Raw genomic sequence first — 13,607 nt, 5'->3', positions numbered from 1 at the left:
TTTTTTTTGTGTTTGGAAAAATGACGCCGCGATTCGCCGCAGCTCTCGACGCAGTGTCGGCTTTGGGTTGTGCGACTACTGGTACGTCTGATCTTTCGGCGTGATGTATTTCCGGCGCCGCTGAGGCAATCAACGCGGGGTGCTAAAAGCGGTACATGATCCTTACGACGGCAAAATTTACTCCGTCATTGGGGTTTTTGATCCCGCCGTTTGAGAAATGCTGGTACTTCAAAGCGATATCCAGACCATTTTGGAAGGCGTAGCCAATTCCCAAATGATCACCGAACTCGAACCGAGTCGATAATTGGCGGTCATTATTGTCGTAAAGCTCGGATAGCCAGTGTGCCCCAACCCCGACCTCACCATATAGGCCCCGACCGCTGGCGCCTTCTAGTCGCAGCACCGGCGTAATGCCTACATCCGTAATGTACTGGCGTGCCCCAGGCACGTCACGGAATCGCCGGCCTTGCCATCTGGAGAATGTCAGATCCCAGTAACCGGTCAAACGGCTGTGCTCTGTTTTCAGCCATTCCGCATTCCAATTCCATTGCAGGCCCACGCGCGCCATTCGCGTCTTGTTGCCTGTTCCCCATTCTAGCGACGCCGAGTCGACGGCACCCGCCGGCAGGTGGAGCGAGCAAAGAAGCAAGCATACGGTAGCAGACAAGCCAGGACGAATTCGTTGTGAAAACATAGAAGCGATCTCCGGTAATTGCACGCGAGCGCTGTTGTCCCCAACAGCATCATTCGGACAAGGACGTTGTAACGCAATGCCTATGGGAAGGTATTGAGTGGGCTCACCGGCGCTTGCGGATTCAAGGGAAAAGTGGAGTTAACTTGAGGAAGGTCTGCTGCAAAGCGGAGCCAAGCCGTGATCGCCGGCTGTCGGAGCCGGTAGACCGTGAAATTATCGCTAATTCGCGAACGCTCGCTTAAGGCTGATAGCTGGGCTCATCAAGACCGGCAATACTGACGCGCAGCGCAAGTACGGATCCCGAGAGCGGGTGTTGGGCCAATTCTGCTTCGCTCCGGTTATGCCGGGCGGTCGTAATAAAGAGCGTTCGAAGGTCTGCGCCGCCGAAGACGGGCATGGTGGGGCAGCGCACCGGAAGCTCGATTTTCTGAAGCACATCGCCGGACGGCGAAAGTCGCAGGATGCACCCACCTTCAAAGGCGGCAACCCAATACGCGCCCTCGCTATCGACCACGGCGCCGTCCGGTCGTCCTCCATAGCCATGCGCCTTGTCTTTGGAAAATTGCCTGAACAGGTGGCCCTCGCCAACCCTGCCTTGTGCCAAATCAAATTCATACACCGTAATCCGATGTGCAGTCGTGTCGGCGTGATATAGCAAGCCCGAATCCGGGCTGAACGCGACACCGTTCGAGACCGTGGCCGGGCAGCCCTTGTTTATCAAGCACCCACGTTCCAGGCAATAGAGCGAACCAAGCGGTTGATCGCGCGGTTCATATATCGTCCCGACCCAGAGCCGGCCGGCGGCATCGCAGCGGCCGTCATTGAAGCGCATGCGCGTTGTATCGTACGGGGCTGCAGCCAGTTCAGTCAACGCGCCGGTCGCCGTATCGAAATGCGCTATCCCGGAACGCATTGCCACGATCAGGCCTCCAGTCGCGCAGCGCACGATGCATCCGGGTTCGGCAGGCATTTGCCACGACCGGTGTGCCGCAGTCGGCAGATGATGGCAATGCACCATCCGCGCCGGGATGTCGATCCAGTAAAGGGCTTCTTCCTTCGGATGCCAGAGTGGACTTTCGCCGACTTGCATCGGCGTGGCGTAAAGCACTTCTATGGGTGCGGTCGACACGGTAATGCCTTTTTGGGAGAATGAAATTTCATTATCCCCGAAAACCGAACGCGACAAGGAGCGAACTTGAGCCTCACCACATCCCTTCCCGTCATCGCTTTTCTTGGCACTGGTCTGATGGGCAAACCGATGGCGACCCGCCTCCTGAACGCTGGCTATCCGCTGACTGCCTGGAACCGCACCCAGGCCAAGGCCGAAGCACTCAAGGCCCTTGGTGCCCGGACAGCAGCAACTCCGTCCGCTGCGGTTCATGATGCAGACATCATCATCACCATGCTCGAAGCCGGACCTATTGTCGGAGAGGTGCTCGATCGGGCATTGCCTTCACTGCGCTCCGGTTCGCTGGTGATCGACATGAGTTCCACTGCCCAGTCGGAAGCGCAGCAATTCCATGCAAAGCTTGCTGCGCGAGGCATTTCCTTCATTGATGCGCCGGTTTCGGGGGGCGTGATCGGAGCGGAGGCGGGCACTTTGGCGATCATGGCTGGCGGGACGGCCGCTGACTTCCAGCGCGCCGAAGTGGTGCTCAAGACGATGGGGCGCCCGGTTCTCGTCGGCCCGGCCGGCTGCGGGCAAGTTGCCAAGTTGTGCAACCAGTTGATCGTCGGCGGCACGCTCGCCATCGTAGCCGAAGCGCTATTGCTCGCTCGGGCCGGCGGGGCCGACCCGGCTGCGGTACGCGCGGCTATTCGCGGCGGATTTGCGGAAAGTCGAATCCTTGAGGTGCATGGACAGCGTATGCTAGAGCGAAATTTCTTGCCGGGCGGTCAGGTGAAAAGCCAGTACAAGGATCTGGAGAACGTACTTGGCGCGGCCGCCGCAGCAAGCCTTCGGCTGCCCCTGACCGAACTGGTCACGGACGGTTTTCGCAGTATCCTGAATGAGGTGCCCAATGCCGATCAGTCGGCGGCGCTGCTTGCGCTGGAGCGCATGAATCCAGGCAAGCGACTGGGGACCGAACCGGACAAGCTACCCTGAGCCAACAAAAAAGGAGGAGACACCATGAAAATCCAGCGCTGGATATCTGTAGTCGCTGCGGCAGCGCTTGCCTGCGCAAGCAGCTTCATCCATGCGGAGACTTATCCCGACAAGCCGATCCGGCTGGTGGTGCCTTTCACTGCGGCGGGCACCACCGACATCCTGGCGCGTGCAGTGGGCGCCGAATTGTCCAAGAGCCTGGGCCAGCAAGTCATCATCGATAACCGACCGGGCGCGGGTGGCAATATTGGCACGGAAATCGTGGCCAAGTCCGCACCGGACGGCTACACGCTGCTGATGGGCACGGTCGGCACCCATGCGATCAACCAGTCGCTGTATCCCAAGCTGACCTTCGACCCGATCAAGGATTTTGCGCCTGTCAGTCTGGTCGCGGCGGTGCCGAACGTACTCGTTCTGAACACGGCGTTTGCGGAGAAAAACCACATCACCGACGTCAAGAGTTTTGTCGCCTACCTCAAGGCCCATCCCGGCAAGCTGAACATGGCGTCCAGCGGCAATGGCACGTCGATCCACCTGGCTGGCGAACTCTTCAAGACGCAGACTGGAACCTTCATGGTCCATATTCCCTATCGCGGCTCGTCGCCGGCCGTGACCGACCTGATCGGAGGTCAGGCGGACCTGATGTTCGACAACCTGCCTTCTTCGCTGCCTTTCATTAAGACCGGAAAACTGCGGGCCATTGCCGTCACCAGCAGCAAGCGCTCGCCCGCCTTGCCGGATGTTCCGACGATTGCCGAAAGCGGTGGTGAGCTTGCCAACTTCGAAGCCAGCTCGTGGTTCGGCATCCTCGCGCCCGCCGGCACGCCCAAAGAAATCGTCGACAAGCTGCAGCAGGAAATCGCCAAGTCCTTGTCCAGTCCCGCAGTAAAGGAAAAGCTGGTGGCACAGGGGGCTGAGCCGATCGGAAATACGCCCGCGCAATTCGCCGCACACATCCAGGCCGAGACGAGGAAATGGTCGAAAGTCGTCAAGGATTCCGGTGCCAAGGTCGATTGAACCTGATCCTCGACTGACAACCAAAGCACAAACCCCTCCCGCGATTGCGGGAGGGCTCCGTTTCCTGCAAAATTCCCTCCAGCATCATCATCCGCCGACAGGCGAAACCCTTCATTTCCAAGCTCCGCCCCCATGTCTTCCACGTATCAAGAACGCACCGACTGGCGCGCCGTATGGCGCTTGATTGCTCCTTACTGGCAATCCGAAGAAAAATGGAAGGCGCGCGGCTTGTTGGCGGCAGTGATCGCGCTGGCGCTGGGCATGGTTTATCTCGATGTTCAGTTCAACGCCTGGAACCGGGATTTCTACAATGCCCTGGAATCCAAGGATTTTCCGGCCTTCAGAGAGCAGCTCTGGCGCTTTTCCTATCTGGCATTCATCTACATCGCGGTCGCGATTTACCGGATTTATCTGACCCAGGGGCTGGGCATGCGCTGGCGTACCTGGATGACCAGGCAGTACATGGAGGAGTGGCTCGCCAACCAGACGTATTACCGCATCGAACAGACCCGCTCCGCCGATAACCCGGACCAGCGGATCGCGGTGGACCTCGACCTGCTCACCACCGGCTCGCTGTCTCTGGCGCTCGGCTTTCTGTCCAGCGTCGTGACCCTGGTCTCCTTCATCGGCATCCTGTGGGCGGTCAGCGGCCCCTTGTCCTTCATGCTTGCCCAGCACGAATTCACCATTCCGGGATACATGGTCTGGTTTGCCATCCTGTATGCGGGATTCGGCTCGATGCTGGTTTGGTGGATAGGCAAGCCGCTGGTCCATCTGAACTTCGAGCAGCAGCGCTTCGAAGCCGACTTCCGCTTCGGCCTGATCCGCATCCGCGAAAATGCGGAAGCGGTTGCGCTCTATCGCGGCGAACCGCAGGAACTTTCCCATCTTTCCGGGCGCTTCGAACGCATCAGGGGCAACTGGTGGGCCATCATGCGCACGACCAAGCAGCTGAACACCGCTTCGACCTTCTATGCGCAATTCGCGATCATTTTTCCCTTCCTGGTCGGCGCGCCGCGCTATTTTTCGGGCGCCATCAAGCTTGGCGAGTTGATGCAGATCAGTTCGGCATTCGGGCATGTACAGGAAGCGCTGTCGTGGTTCATCGATGCCTTCAGTTCCTTGGCGAACTGGAAAGCCAGTGTCAATCGCCTTGCCGGATTTCATGCCGCCGTCCAGGCTGCGCGCGAACACGAATCGGGCATTGCCGTCACTCGCAACAATGTGGGCGCGCTCCTGCTCGACGACCTGAGCCTGCAGTTGCCTGATGGTGTGCCACTGACCCGGCCGCTGTCCGGAGACATCCATACCGGCCAGCGCATCCTGGTCAGCGGCCCGTCCGGCTGCGGCAAATCGACCTTGTTCCGGGCAATCGCCGGCATCTGGCCGTACGGAACAGGCAGCATCGAAATCCCGAGCGATGCAAAGCTGTTGTTCGTGCCGCAGAAAAGCTATCTACCCATAGGCACACTGCGCGCAGCGATTGCCTATCCCGCCGCGGCAAATGCCTACCGCGACCTTGCAATCCGCCATTACCTGGAGCTCTGCCGGCTGTCCCATCTTGCCGACAAGCTGGATGAGTCGGACAACTGGAGCCAGCGCCTGTCGCCCGGTGAGCAGCAGCGGCTTGCGTTCGTGCGGGTGTTGCTGACGCGTCCGCAGGTGCTGTTCCTGGACGAGGCAACCAGCGCGCTCGATCCTGCAACCGAAGAGCTTTTGTACGGCCTGGTCCTGCAGGAATTGCCGGATGCCGCCGTTATCAGCATTGCGCATCGCGACCTGGTTGCGAAATTCCACGCAATCCACTGGCGGTTTGTCCCAGCTCAAGGCCGGCAAGAAGCTCAGGCCGCTTCGCAGGAGCGTGGGCACTATACAATTCAAGAGGCCCGGCTGGCCACCACCTGAGAGTGACTGCATGCCGGTGCGGCGACTTCCGCGCCGGCTGAAGGCCTCCGTCATGCAGTTGCTACCTGCGTGCATCCAAGGCGCCGCTCCACGATAACAAGAAACTTAAATGAAAAAATTGACAGTCCTGATGAGCGCCTGCCTTGCACTGGCAGGATGCATGCACCAGAAACTCGCAGACGGGCTCTCTTCGGACCCGGCACAGACGGACTCTGACGGCAATGTGCAGCTGGCGCCGTTTTCCGCCGGCGCATCCGGGAGCTTGCCAAGAGGCTGGAAGCCGCTGGTCCTGCTGCGCACCAAGAAGAAGACCGATTACCGGTTGGTCGACGAACAGGACCGTGTCGTGCTGCATGCCCGCGCCGCCGCCGCATCCTCCGGTCTGATCCACGAAGTCAACATCGACCCGGCCAGCCGGCCATGGCTGCACTGGAGCTGGAAAATCAAGCGCCTGATTGCCAGCGCCGACAATACCCAGCAGTCCGCCGAGGACTCTCCGGTGCGCATCGTCCTGGCTTTCGACGGTGACAAGGAAGAACTGCCATTTGCTGACCAGATGTTTTTCGAGACGGCAAAGCTCGTCACCGGCCACGACTTTCCCTATGCAACCCTGATGTACATCTGGGAAAACCGGGAAGCGGTCGGTACCGTGATCCGCAACAGCCGCAGCAGCCGAGTGCGCATGTTCGTCGCCGCCAGCGGCCCCGATGGCAGTGGGGAGTGGCGCGAATTCAAGCGCAATATCGTCGAGGACTACGAAAAGGCGTTCGGTGAAAAACCGGGACGATTGATCGGCGTCGGCGTGCTCACCGACACTGACAATACCGGTGAAACGGCGGAAGCCTGGTATGGCGACATCCGCCTGCTGCCGGACGAAAGGGAGCAGGCCACGCGATCCGGCGCGTCGTTGCCTGTCGGTCTGGAAGATCAGGAAACCCGCAGCCACGCCTCGGCCAGACGTACCCAGTAGGTGGCGCCGATCGGCAGCAGCGCATCGTTGAAATCGTAGCTCGGGTTGTGCAGGTTGCATGGTCCGGCGCCATGGCCGCCATCCCGGTGCGCACCATCCCCGTTGCCGATGAACACATAGCAGCCCGGCTTTTCCTGCAGCATGAAGGCGAAGTCTTCCGCGCCCATGGTTGGCTCGACATGCGCATCGACGTTTTCCGCACCGACCACCGACGCCATGACTTCGACTGCAAACGCGGTTTGCTCGGGATGGTTGATCAGTGGCGGATAGTTGCGATGGAACTGGAATTCGACCTGCGCATCGAAGGCGGCCGCGGTATGGCTGGCAATATCCCGCATGCGCTGCTCGATCAGGTCCAGCACCTCGGTGCTGAAGGTGCGCACCGTTCCGATCATGCGGGCTTCATCCGGAATAATGTTGGTAGCGCTGCCGGCGTGGATCTGCGTGATGGACAGCACTGCCGCATCGACGGGATTGCAGTTGCGCGAGACAATGGTTTGCCAGCCTTGCGCAATCTGCACTGCTGTCATGATCGGATCGATGCCTTTGTATGGCTGCGCAGCATGCGAGCCCTTGCCGCGGATCGTGAGTTCGAATTCATTGGATGAAGCCATCATCGGTCCGGCTGTCACGCCGAAGCTGCCGACCGGCGCGCCGGGCCAGTTGTGCATGCCGAACACCGCCTGCATCGGGTATTTTTCGAACAGGCCTTCGTCCATCATCCGCTTTGCACCGCCGCCGCCTTCCTCGGCCGGCTGGAAGATGAGATAGACCGTGCCGTCGAAATTGCGATGTTGGGCCAGATAACGGGCCGCACCGAGCAGCATGGCGGTATGGCCATCATGGCCGCATGCATGCATCTTTCCGGAATGCTTCGATTTATGCGCGAAGGTATTGATTTCCTGGACCGGCAGCGCATCCATGTCGGCGCGCAAGCCGATCGTGCGCTCGCTGCGGCCATTCCTGATGATGCCCAGCACCCCGGTGCCCCCGAGGCCGCGCACGACCGGGATTCCCCATTCTTCCAGCTTGCGCGCGACCACCTCGGCAGTGCGATGCTCCTCGAAGCAGAGTTCGGGATGGGCATGGATATCGCGCCGGATTTCCTGTAATTCCGCATGAAACGCGACGATCGGATCAATCAGCTTCATTGCTTTCTCCACATTTGCCGGATTGCCGGACCAACGCGCGCCGTTTCGCTGCGGATGCCTGGCCAGGATGGCGGTTTCCATGATTGGCTATCCGCGGACCATGCGCCGGCCCATTTCAAGTGGATATCTTACGCTGTCCGTGTGCTGCCCGCGTTTAACTAAAATCAATGCTGAACAGGCATCGATCGACACACGGCAAGGAGGAAATGACGGGCCATGCATGAGAATGTCCTTCCGTCATTTTCGTGGAGGGACAGCCTTCATCCGGCGCGCCGCCAGTGTTGGCAACAGATTGCCTGCTCGCCGCTCTCCATTTTTGTGCCGCCATGCGCTAGGATGCTGATGAACCCGGAAGGAACCATGAACACGACCATTGTCCGCGCGGCCTGCCCGCATGATTGCCCTGACACCTGCGCTCTTCTCGTGACCGTCAAGGATGGTGTCGCCACCCAAGTGCACGGTGATCCCGACCATCCCACGACAGCAGGCGCGCTGTGCACGAAAGTCGCTCGTTACACCGAACGCACCTATCATCCCGATCGCCTGCTGCATCCGATGAAGCGGATCGGCAAAAAGGGAGAGGGGAAATTTGTCCGCATCAGCTGGGATGAAGCGCTCGATACCATTGCTGCGCGGCTGAAGGCAATTGCCGTTCGCGATCCGCGCGCCATCCTTCCCTACAGCTACGCCGGCACCATGGGCCTGGTGCAAGGCGAGTCGATGGCCGCGCGCTTCTTCCATCGTCTCGGCGCTTCTTTGCTGGACAGGACCATCTGCGCTTCCGCCGGTGGCGCGGGTTACAAGTACACCATCGGCGCGCGCATCGGTACCGACATCGAGCAATTCCAGAATGCCAGGCTGATCCTGATCTGGGGCGGCAATCCGATCGCTTCCAACCTGCATTTGTGGATGCGCGTGCAGGAAGCCAAGCGGCGCGGGGCGAAGCTGATCGCGATCGATCCCTACCGCTCGCTAACGGCCGATAAATGCCACCAGCACATTGCCCTGATGCCGGGCACGGACGCCGCGCTTGCATTGGGGATGATGCATGTGCTGATCAGGGAAGACTTGATCGACTATGACTACATCGCCCGCCATACGCTCGGCTTCGAAGCCTTGAAGGAAAGAGTGCAGGAATGGCCACCGGAGCGGGTGGCGCAGGTTTGCGGCATCACGACGCAGGAGATCGAGCAACTGGCACGCGAATATGGCGCAACCGCCAGACGCGGCGAGGGCGCTGTCATCCGTCTCAACTATGGCTTGCAGCGCGTGCATGGCGGCGGCATGGCGGTGCGCAACATCGCCTGCCTGCCGGCGCTTGTCGGCGCATGGCGTCATGCCGCCGGCGGCGTGCAGCTTTCCGTTTCCGACAGCTTTCCGAAAAACAGTCAGGCATTGCAGCGGCCGGATCTGATGCCAGCTGGCCGTGCGCCGCGCACCATCAACATGAGCACGATAGGCAATGACCTGCTGCGCGAGGCATCGCCGGAATTCGGCCCGAAGATCGAAGCCCTCGTTGTCTACAACGCCAATCCGCTGGCGGTCGCGCCTGAATCACCGAAGGTTGCACAGGGTTTTGCGCGCGAGGATTTGTTCACCGTCGTGCTCGAGCATTTTCAAACCGACACCGCCGACTTTGCGGATATCCTGCTGCCCGCCACGACGCAACTTGAGCATGTGGATGTGCATGCGGCGTATGGCCATCATTACATGATGGCCAATAATGCAGCGATTGCGCCGCTTGGCGAAGCCAGGCCGAATACCGAAATCTTCCGCTTGCTGGCCGCCCGCATGGGCTTCGATGAGCCCTGCTTTGCCGAGAGCGACGATGCCATCGCGGCCCAGGCATTCGACAGCCGCAATGTCCGCGCCATCCACTTCGACTGGGACGCGCTGAAGCAGAAAGGCTGGCAAAAACTCAATATGCCGGAAGCGCCGTTTGCCGACGGCGGCTTTCCCACACCGTCTGGCAAGTGCGAGTTCTACAGCGAACGCATGAAGGCGGATGGCTTCGACCCCTTGCCAAGCTATATCCCGCCGCATGAATCGGTGGCGAGCAGTCCGGAGTTGGGAAAACCTTATCCGCTCGCGATGATTTCCCCACCGGCACGGAACTTTCTCAACAGCACCTTCGTCAATGTGAAGAGCCTGCGCGATACGGAAGGCGAGCCGCATCTCGATATCCATCCTGCCGATGCGGCCGTGCGTGGCATCCATGACGGCGACCGTGTGCGGATTCATAACGAACGCGGCTCCTTCGTCATGAAGGCGCGGGTGACCGACAAGGCGCGGCCGGGTCTAGTTGTCGGCCTGTCCATTTGGTGGAAGAAGCTGGCATCCGATGGAAAGAATGCGAATGAAGTTACCAGCCAGCGCCTGACCGACATGGGCAGGGGGCCGACCTTTTACGATGTGCTGGTGCAGGTGGAAAAAGCATAAGAGCGCTTGGCGGAATGCCGATGAATATGCGGCCGCAGTTGAGTTGTGTGAATTGTGCGCAACGCTCATAACGAAATATGTAAGGAAGAAATGGCAATGAAGTTGCGGGCATGGTGGGTGTGTGGAGTGGCGGCATTGTCCGCGGGTTGTTCTCAAATCGGTTATTTCGTGCAGGCGGCCCATGGGCAAATCAGCCTGCTGTCGGAAGCCAAGCCGATCGACGACTGGCTGTCCAGTCCGGACACTGCCGACAAGCTCAAGACCAAGCTCACCAAGGTGAAAGAGATCCGCGCGTTTGCCGCGCGCGAACTCGGCTTGCCGGACAACGCCAGCTACACCACCTACGCCGACCTGAAGCGGCCGTACGTGCTGTGGAATGTGGTAGCCACGCCGGAGCTCTCGCTGAAGCCGAAGCAGTGGTGCTTCCCGGTTGCGGGCTGCGTGAATTACCGCGGCTACTACAGCAAGGAGGAGGCGCAAGCCTATGCCGCCGAATTGCGCAAGGAACATTACGATGTCGATGTCTCCGGCGTTCCTGCTTATTCGACCCTGGGCTGGTTCAAGGACCCAGTGCTGTCTACCTTCATCCAGTATCCGGATGCCGAACTGGCGCGCCTGGTGTTTCATGAACTGGCGCACCAGGTGGTGTATGCCGCAGGCGATTCGAAATTCAACGAGGCGTTTGCCGTGGCGGTGGAAGAGGTCGGCGTCGCCCGCTGGCTCGACAAGTATGGCGATGACAAGATGCGCAAGGCGTATGACGATTACAGCAAGCGCAAACGCGATTTCCTGGCGCTGCTGATGAAATACCGCAAGGCCTTGGATGACAACTACAAGAGCGACGCCAGCGATGATGAAAAGCGCGGGAAAAAGGCCGAACTGTTCCAGGCGATGAAGGATGACTATCAGACGCTGAAAGTCTCATGGGGCGGCTACGGCGGCTATGACCGCTGGTTTGCGGAGCCGCTTTCGAATGCACACCTGTCGATCATCGCCACCTATCATGATTTCGTGCCGGGTTTTCGTGCGCTGCTTGCTCAAAGCAAGAACCTGGACGAGTTTTACGATACCGCCCGCAAGATGGCCAAGCTCGACAAGTCCGTGCGCCGCCAGCAGCTGGCCGAACTTGGACACGTGCCGCTGCAAGCCACCGACAATTCGGTGGCTTCTGCAGTGCATTGATTTCACTGCATTGCCGGCGGCAGCCCACGTCGAGGATGCCACCGGCTGCTCATGTTCGCTGCCACTCCTTCCCGATTCTTTCCAGTCCCTTGTTGACCCAGCAGTGGCGAGCGCTCGACATGCCTTCATGCTGCGTTGCCGCAAAAGCCCGCATGCATTTTCATCGCCTGCTGCAGGTGTAAGGCTTCTGGTCTTCAACTGCGGCAAACCGACAAGAATATTCGGTTAAACAGCACAATTTCCTCGACATTGCTCAAAATACTTGCGTGCAGGCGCACTGCCCGATACGATCTAGCCTAAAAAAAAGACTGCTCGTTCTTTTTGTGGGTAGTCACCATTCGTCTATTTAAAACTAACTAGGGAATTGAGGCGGGCAATGGAAAAAATTTGGCTGAAGTCTTATCCGAAAGGCGTGCCGGCAGAGATCGATTACACCCAGTACCGGTCACTGGTGCATCTGCTGGAAGACGCTTTCAAGAAATACGCCACACGCAATGCCTATGTGTGCATGGACAAGTATCTGACCTATGGAGAGGTCGACGATCTGTCCAGGAAACTGGGTGCGTGGCTGCAGAGCAAGGGCTTGCAAAAAGGCGCCCGCGTGGCAATCATGATGCCCAACGTGCTGCAGTATCCGGTTGCCATCGCCGGCGTCCTGCGTGCCGGTTATACCGTGGTCAACGTCAACCCGCTGTACACCCCGCGCGAACTGGAGCACCAGCTCAACGACTCTGGCGCCGAAGCCATCATCATCCTCGAGAATTTCGCCACCACTCTGGAACAAGTCATCGGCAAGACCAAGGTCAAGCATGTGGTGGTTGCCAGCATGGGTGAAATGCTCGGCGGCGTGAAAGGCATGATCGTCAACTTCGTGGTGCGCAAAGTGAAGAAAATGGTGCCGGCATTTTCATTGCCGAAAGCCGTGCCCTTCAAGAAGGCATTGGCGGAAGGCGCCAGCATGACGCTCAAGCCGGACCAGTGCACCCAGGAAGATGTCGCCTTCCTGCAGTACACCGGCGGTACCACCGGCGTATCCAAGGGGGCCGTGCTGAAGCATCGCAACGTCATCGCGAACGTGCTGCAGAACGAGGCATGGGCGCAGCCGTCCCTGAACAAGGAGCCGAAGGTCGAGGACATCACGATCGTCTGCGCCTTGCCCCTGTATCACATCTTCTCGCTGACCGCATGCTGCCTGCTCGGCACCCGCCTGGGCGCGATGAACCTCCTGATTCCCAACCCGCGCGACATCCCGGGTCTCATCAAGGAGCTGTCGAAGCATCAGGTGACGATGTTCCCGGCTGTGAACACGCTGTACAACGGTCTGGTGAACAACCCTGAATTTGCCAAGCTGGACTTTTCCAAGCTCAGGACCTGCAACGGCGGCGGCATGGCGGTGCAGAAAGCCGTCAACGACAAGTGGCTCAAGGTTACCGGCTGCCCGATCATCGAAGGCTATGGCTTGTCCGAGACTTCTCCGGTGGCTACCTGCAACCCGGGCGACGCGACCGAATTCTCCGGCACGATCGGGTTGCCGATTCCTTCGACCGAGATTGCGATCCTGGACGACAATGGCAATCCGGTGCCGCTGGGACAGCCGGGAGAGATCGCCATCCGCGGTCCCCAGGTAATGGCCGGCTACTGGAACCGTCCGGAAGAGACGGCGAAAGTGATGACTCCGGATGGCTTCTTCAAGTCGGGTGACGTTGGCGTCATGGATGAGCGCGGCTATGTGAAGATCGTCGACCGCAAGAAGGACATGATCCTGGTGTCGGGCTTCAACGTCTATCCGAACGAAGTGGAAGACGTGGTAGCGTCTCACCCCGGCGTGCTGGAATGCGCATGTGTCGGTGTGACGGACAGCAATTCCGGTGAAGCGGTGAAGGTCTACGTGGTACGCAAGGACCCGAACCTGACGGCACAGCAAGTCATCGACTTCTGCCGGGACCGCCTGACCGGCTACAAGCGGCCGAAATACGTCGAGTTCCGCAACGATCTGCCGAAGACGAACGTGGGCAAGATCCTGCGCCGCGAATTGCGCGACGAGAAAAAGTCGGCTTCGGCAACAGCCTGAGATTCGCTGAAGGGTTCTTCCTCAACCGCCTGCCAGTCAGGCGGTTTTTTTTGCCCGTCGCAAGGGGACGA

10 protein-coding genes are annotated in these 13,607 nt (G+C 59.5%); 7 read left to right on the top strand and 3 right to left on the bottom strand.

What is annotated here, in order from left to right:
* Nucleotides 1-142: 142 nt before the first annotated feature.
* Together HGHM_RS00745 and HGHM_RS00740 are read right to left on the bottom strand one after the other, a co-directional pair.
* Nucleotides 143-694, bottom strand: a complete 552-nt coding sequence (locus tag HGHM_RS00745; RefSeq protein ID WP_034348346.1) for an acyloxyacyl hydrolase — start codon at nucleotides 692-694, stop codon at nucleotides 143-145.
* Between the two features lie 238 nt (nucleotides 695-932).
* Nucleotides 933-1,823, bottom strand: coding sequence for an SMP-30/gluconolactonase/LRE family protein (locus tag HGHM_RS00740; RefSeq protein ID WP_019139590.1), 891 nt, complete (start codon nucleotides 1,821-1,823; stop codon nucleotides 933-935).
* A gap of 66 nt (nucleotides 1,824-1,889) precedes the next feature.
* Between HGHM_RS00740 and HGHM_RS00735 the strand changes: the two genes are divergently transcribed.
* From HGHM_RS00735 to HGHM_RS00720, 4 genes are all read left to right on the top strand, one after another.
* Entirely contained in the window at nucleotides 1,890-2,801 is a 912-nt protein-coding gene (locus tag HGHM_RS00735; RefSeq protein WP_075111674.1) for an NAD(P)-dependent oxidoreductase, read from the top strand.
* 24 nt (nucleotides 2,802-2,825) lie between these two features.
* Nucleotides 2,826-3,818 (top strand): tripartite tricarboxylate transporter substrate binding protein, encoded by a 993-nt coding sequence (locus HGHM_RS00730; RefSeq protein ID WP_019139588.1) that lies wholly within the window; start codon nucleotides 2,826-2,828, stop codon nucleotides 3,816-3,818.
* A 132-nt stretch (nucleotides 3,819-3,950) separates the two neighbouring features.
* On the top strand, nucleotides 3,951-5,723 hold the full coding sequence (locus HGHM_RS00725) for an ABC transporter ATP-binding protein/permease (protein WP_019139587.1): 1,773 nt from the start codon (nucleotides 3,951-3,953) through the stop codon (nucleotides 5,721-5,723).
* Nucleotides 5,724-5,832: 109 nt separating this feature from the next.
* On the top strand, nucleotides 5,833-6,693 hold the full coding sequence (locus HGHM_RS00720) for a DUF3047 domain-containing protein (RefSeq protein ID WP_019139586.1): 861 nt from the start codon (nucleotides 5,833-5,835) through the stop codon (nucleotides 6,691-6,693).
* Here the strand turns inward: HGHM_RS00720 and HGHM_RS00715 are convergent.
* A complete protein-coding gene (locus HGHM_RS00715; RefSeq protein ID WP_026075575.1) occupies nucleotides 6,651-7,844 on the bottom strand; it encodes a M20 aminoacylase family protein in 1,194 nt (397 codons plus the stop codon). The two genes, HGHM_RS00720 and HGHM_RS00715, sit on opposite strands and share 43 nt — an antisense overlap.
* 360 nt (nucleotides 7,845-8,204) lie before the next feature.
* On the opposite strand from HGHM_RS00715, the gene HGHM_RS00710 reads away from it, so the two are divergent.
* From HGHM_RS00710 to HGHM_RS00700, 3 genes are all read left to right on the top strand, one after another.
* Nucleotides 8,205-10,283, top strand: coding sequence for a molybdopterin-containing oxidoreductase family protein (locus HGHM_RS00710; protein WP_026075574.1), 2,079 nt, complete (start codon nucleotides 8,205-8,207; stop codon nucleotides 10,281-10,283).
* 90 nt (nucleotides 10,284-10,373) lie between these two features.
* A complete protein-coding gene (locus HGHM_RS00705) occupies nucleotides 10,374-11,465 on the top strand; it encodes an aminopeptidase (protein ID WP_148415284.1) in 1,092 nt (363 codons plus the stop codon).
* A gap of 376 nt (nucleotides 11,466-11,841) precedes the next feature.
* The gene (locus tag HGHM_RS00700; protein WP_019139582.1) at nucleotides 11,842-13,536 is read left to right on the top strand and encodes a long-chain fatty acid--CoA ligase; all 1,695 of its coding nucleotides are present in this window, start codon (nucleotides 11,842-11,844) and stop codon (nucleotides 13,534-13,536) included.
* Nucleotides 13,537-13,607 lie beyond the last annotated feature (71 nt).

The sequence above is a fragment of the Noviherbaspirillum massiliense JC206 genome (assembly GCF_000312045.1).
GTDB lineage: Bacteria > Pseudomonadota > Gammaproteobacteria > Burkholderiales > Burkholderiaceae_D > Noviherbaspirillum > Noviherbaspirillum massiliense.
Note: the sequence above shows the minus strand (reverse complement) of the source record. Positions and strands in the feature narration are given on the sequence as shown.

What these genes read in the sequence shown, in the direction of transcription:
- HGHM_RS00700 (WP_019139582.1), top strand. Translation starts at nt 11,842, where the DNA reads ATGGAAAAAATTTGGCTGAAGTCTTATCCGAAAGGCGTGCCGGCAGAG.
- HGHM_RS00730 (WP_019139588.1), top strand. Translation starts at nt 2,826, where the DNA reads ATGAAAATCCAGCGCTGGATATCTGTAGTCGCTGCGGCAGCGCTTGCC.
- HGHM_RS00745 (WP_034348346.1), bottom strand. Translation starts at nt 694, where the DNA reads ATGTTTTCACAACGAATTCGTCCTGGCTTGTCTGCTACCGTATGCTTG.
- HGHM_RS00710 (WP_026075574.1), top strand. Translation starts at nt 8,205, where the DNA reads ATGAACACGACCATTGTCCGCGCGGCCTGCCCGCATGATTGCCCTGAC.
- HGHM_RS00725 (WP_019139587.1), top strand. Translation starts at nt 3,951, where the DNA reads ATGTCTTCCACGTATCAAGAACGCACCGACTGGCGCGCCGTATGGCGC.
- HGHM_RS00720 (WP_019139586.1), top strand. Translation starts at nt 5,833, where the DNA reads ATGAAAAAATTGACAGTCCTGATGAGCGCCTGCCTTGCACTGGCAGGA.
- HGHM_RS00715 (WP_026075575.1), bottom strand. Translation starts at nt 7,844, where the DNA reads ATGAAGCTGATTGATCCGATCGTCGCGTTTCATGCGGAATTACAGGAA.
- HGHM_RS00705 (WP_148415284.1), top strand. Translation starts at nt 10,374, where the DNA reads ATGGCAATGAAGTTGCGGGCATGGTGGGTGTGTGGAGTGGCGGCATTG.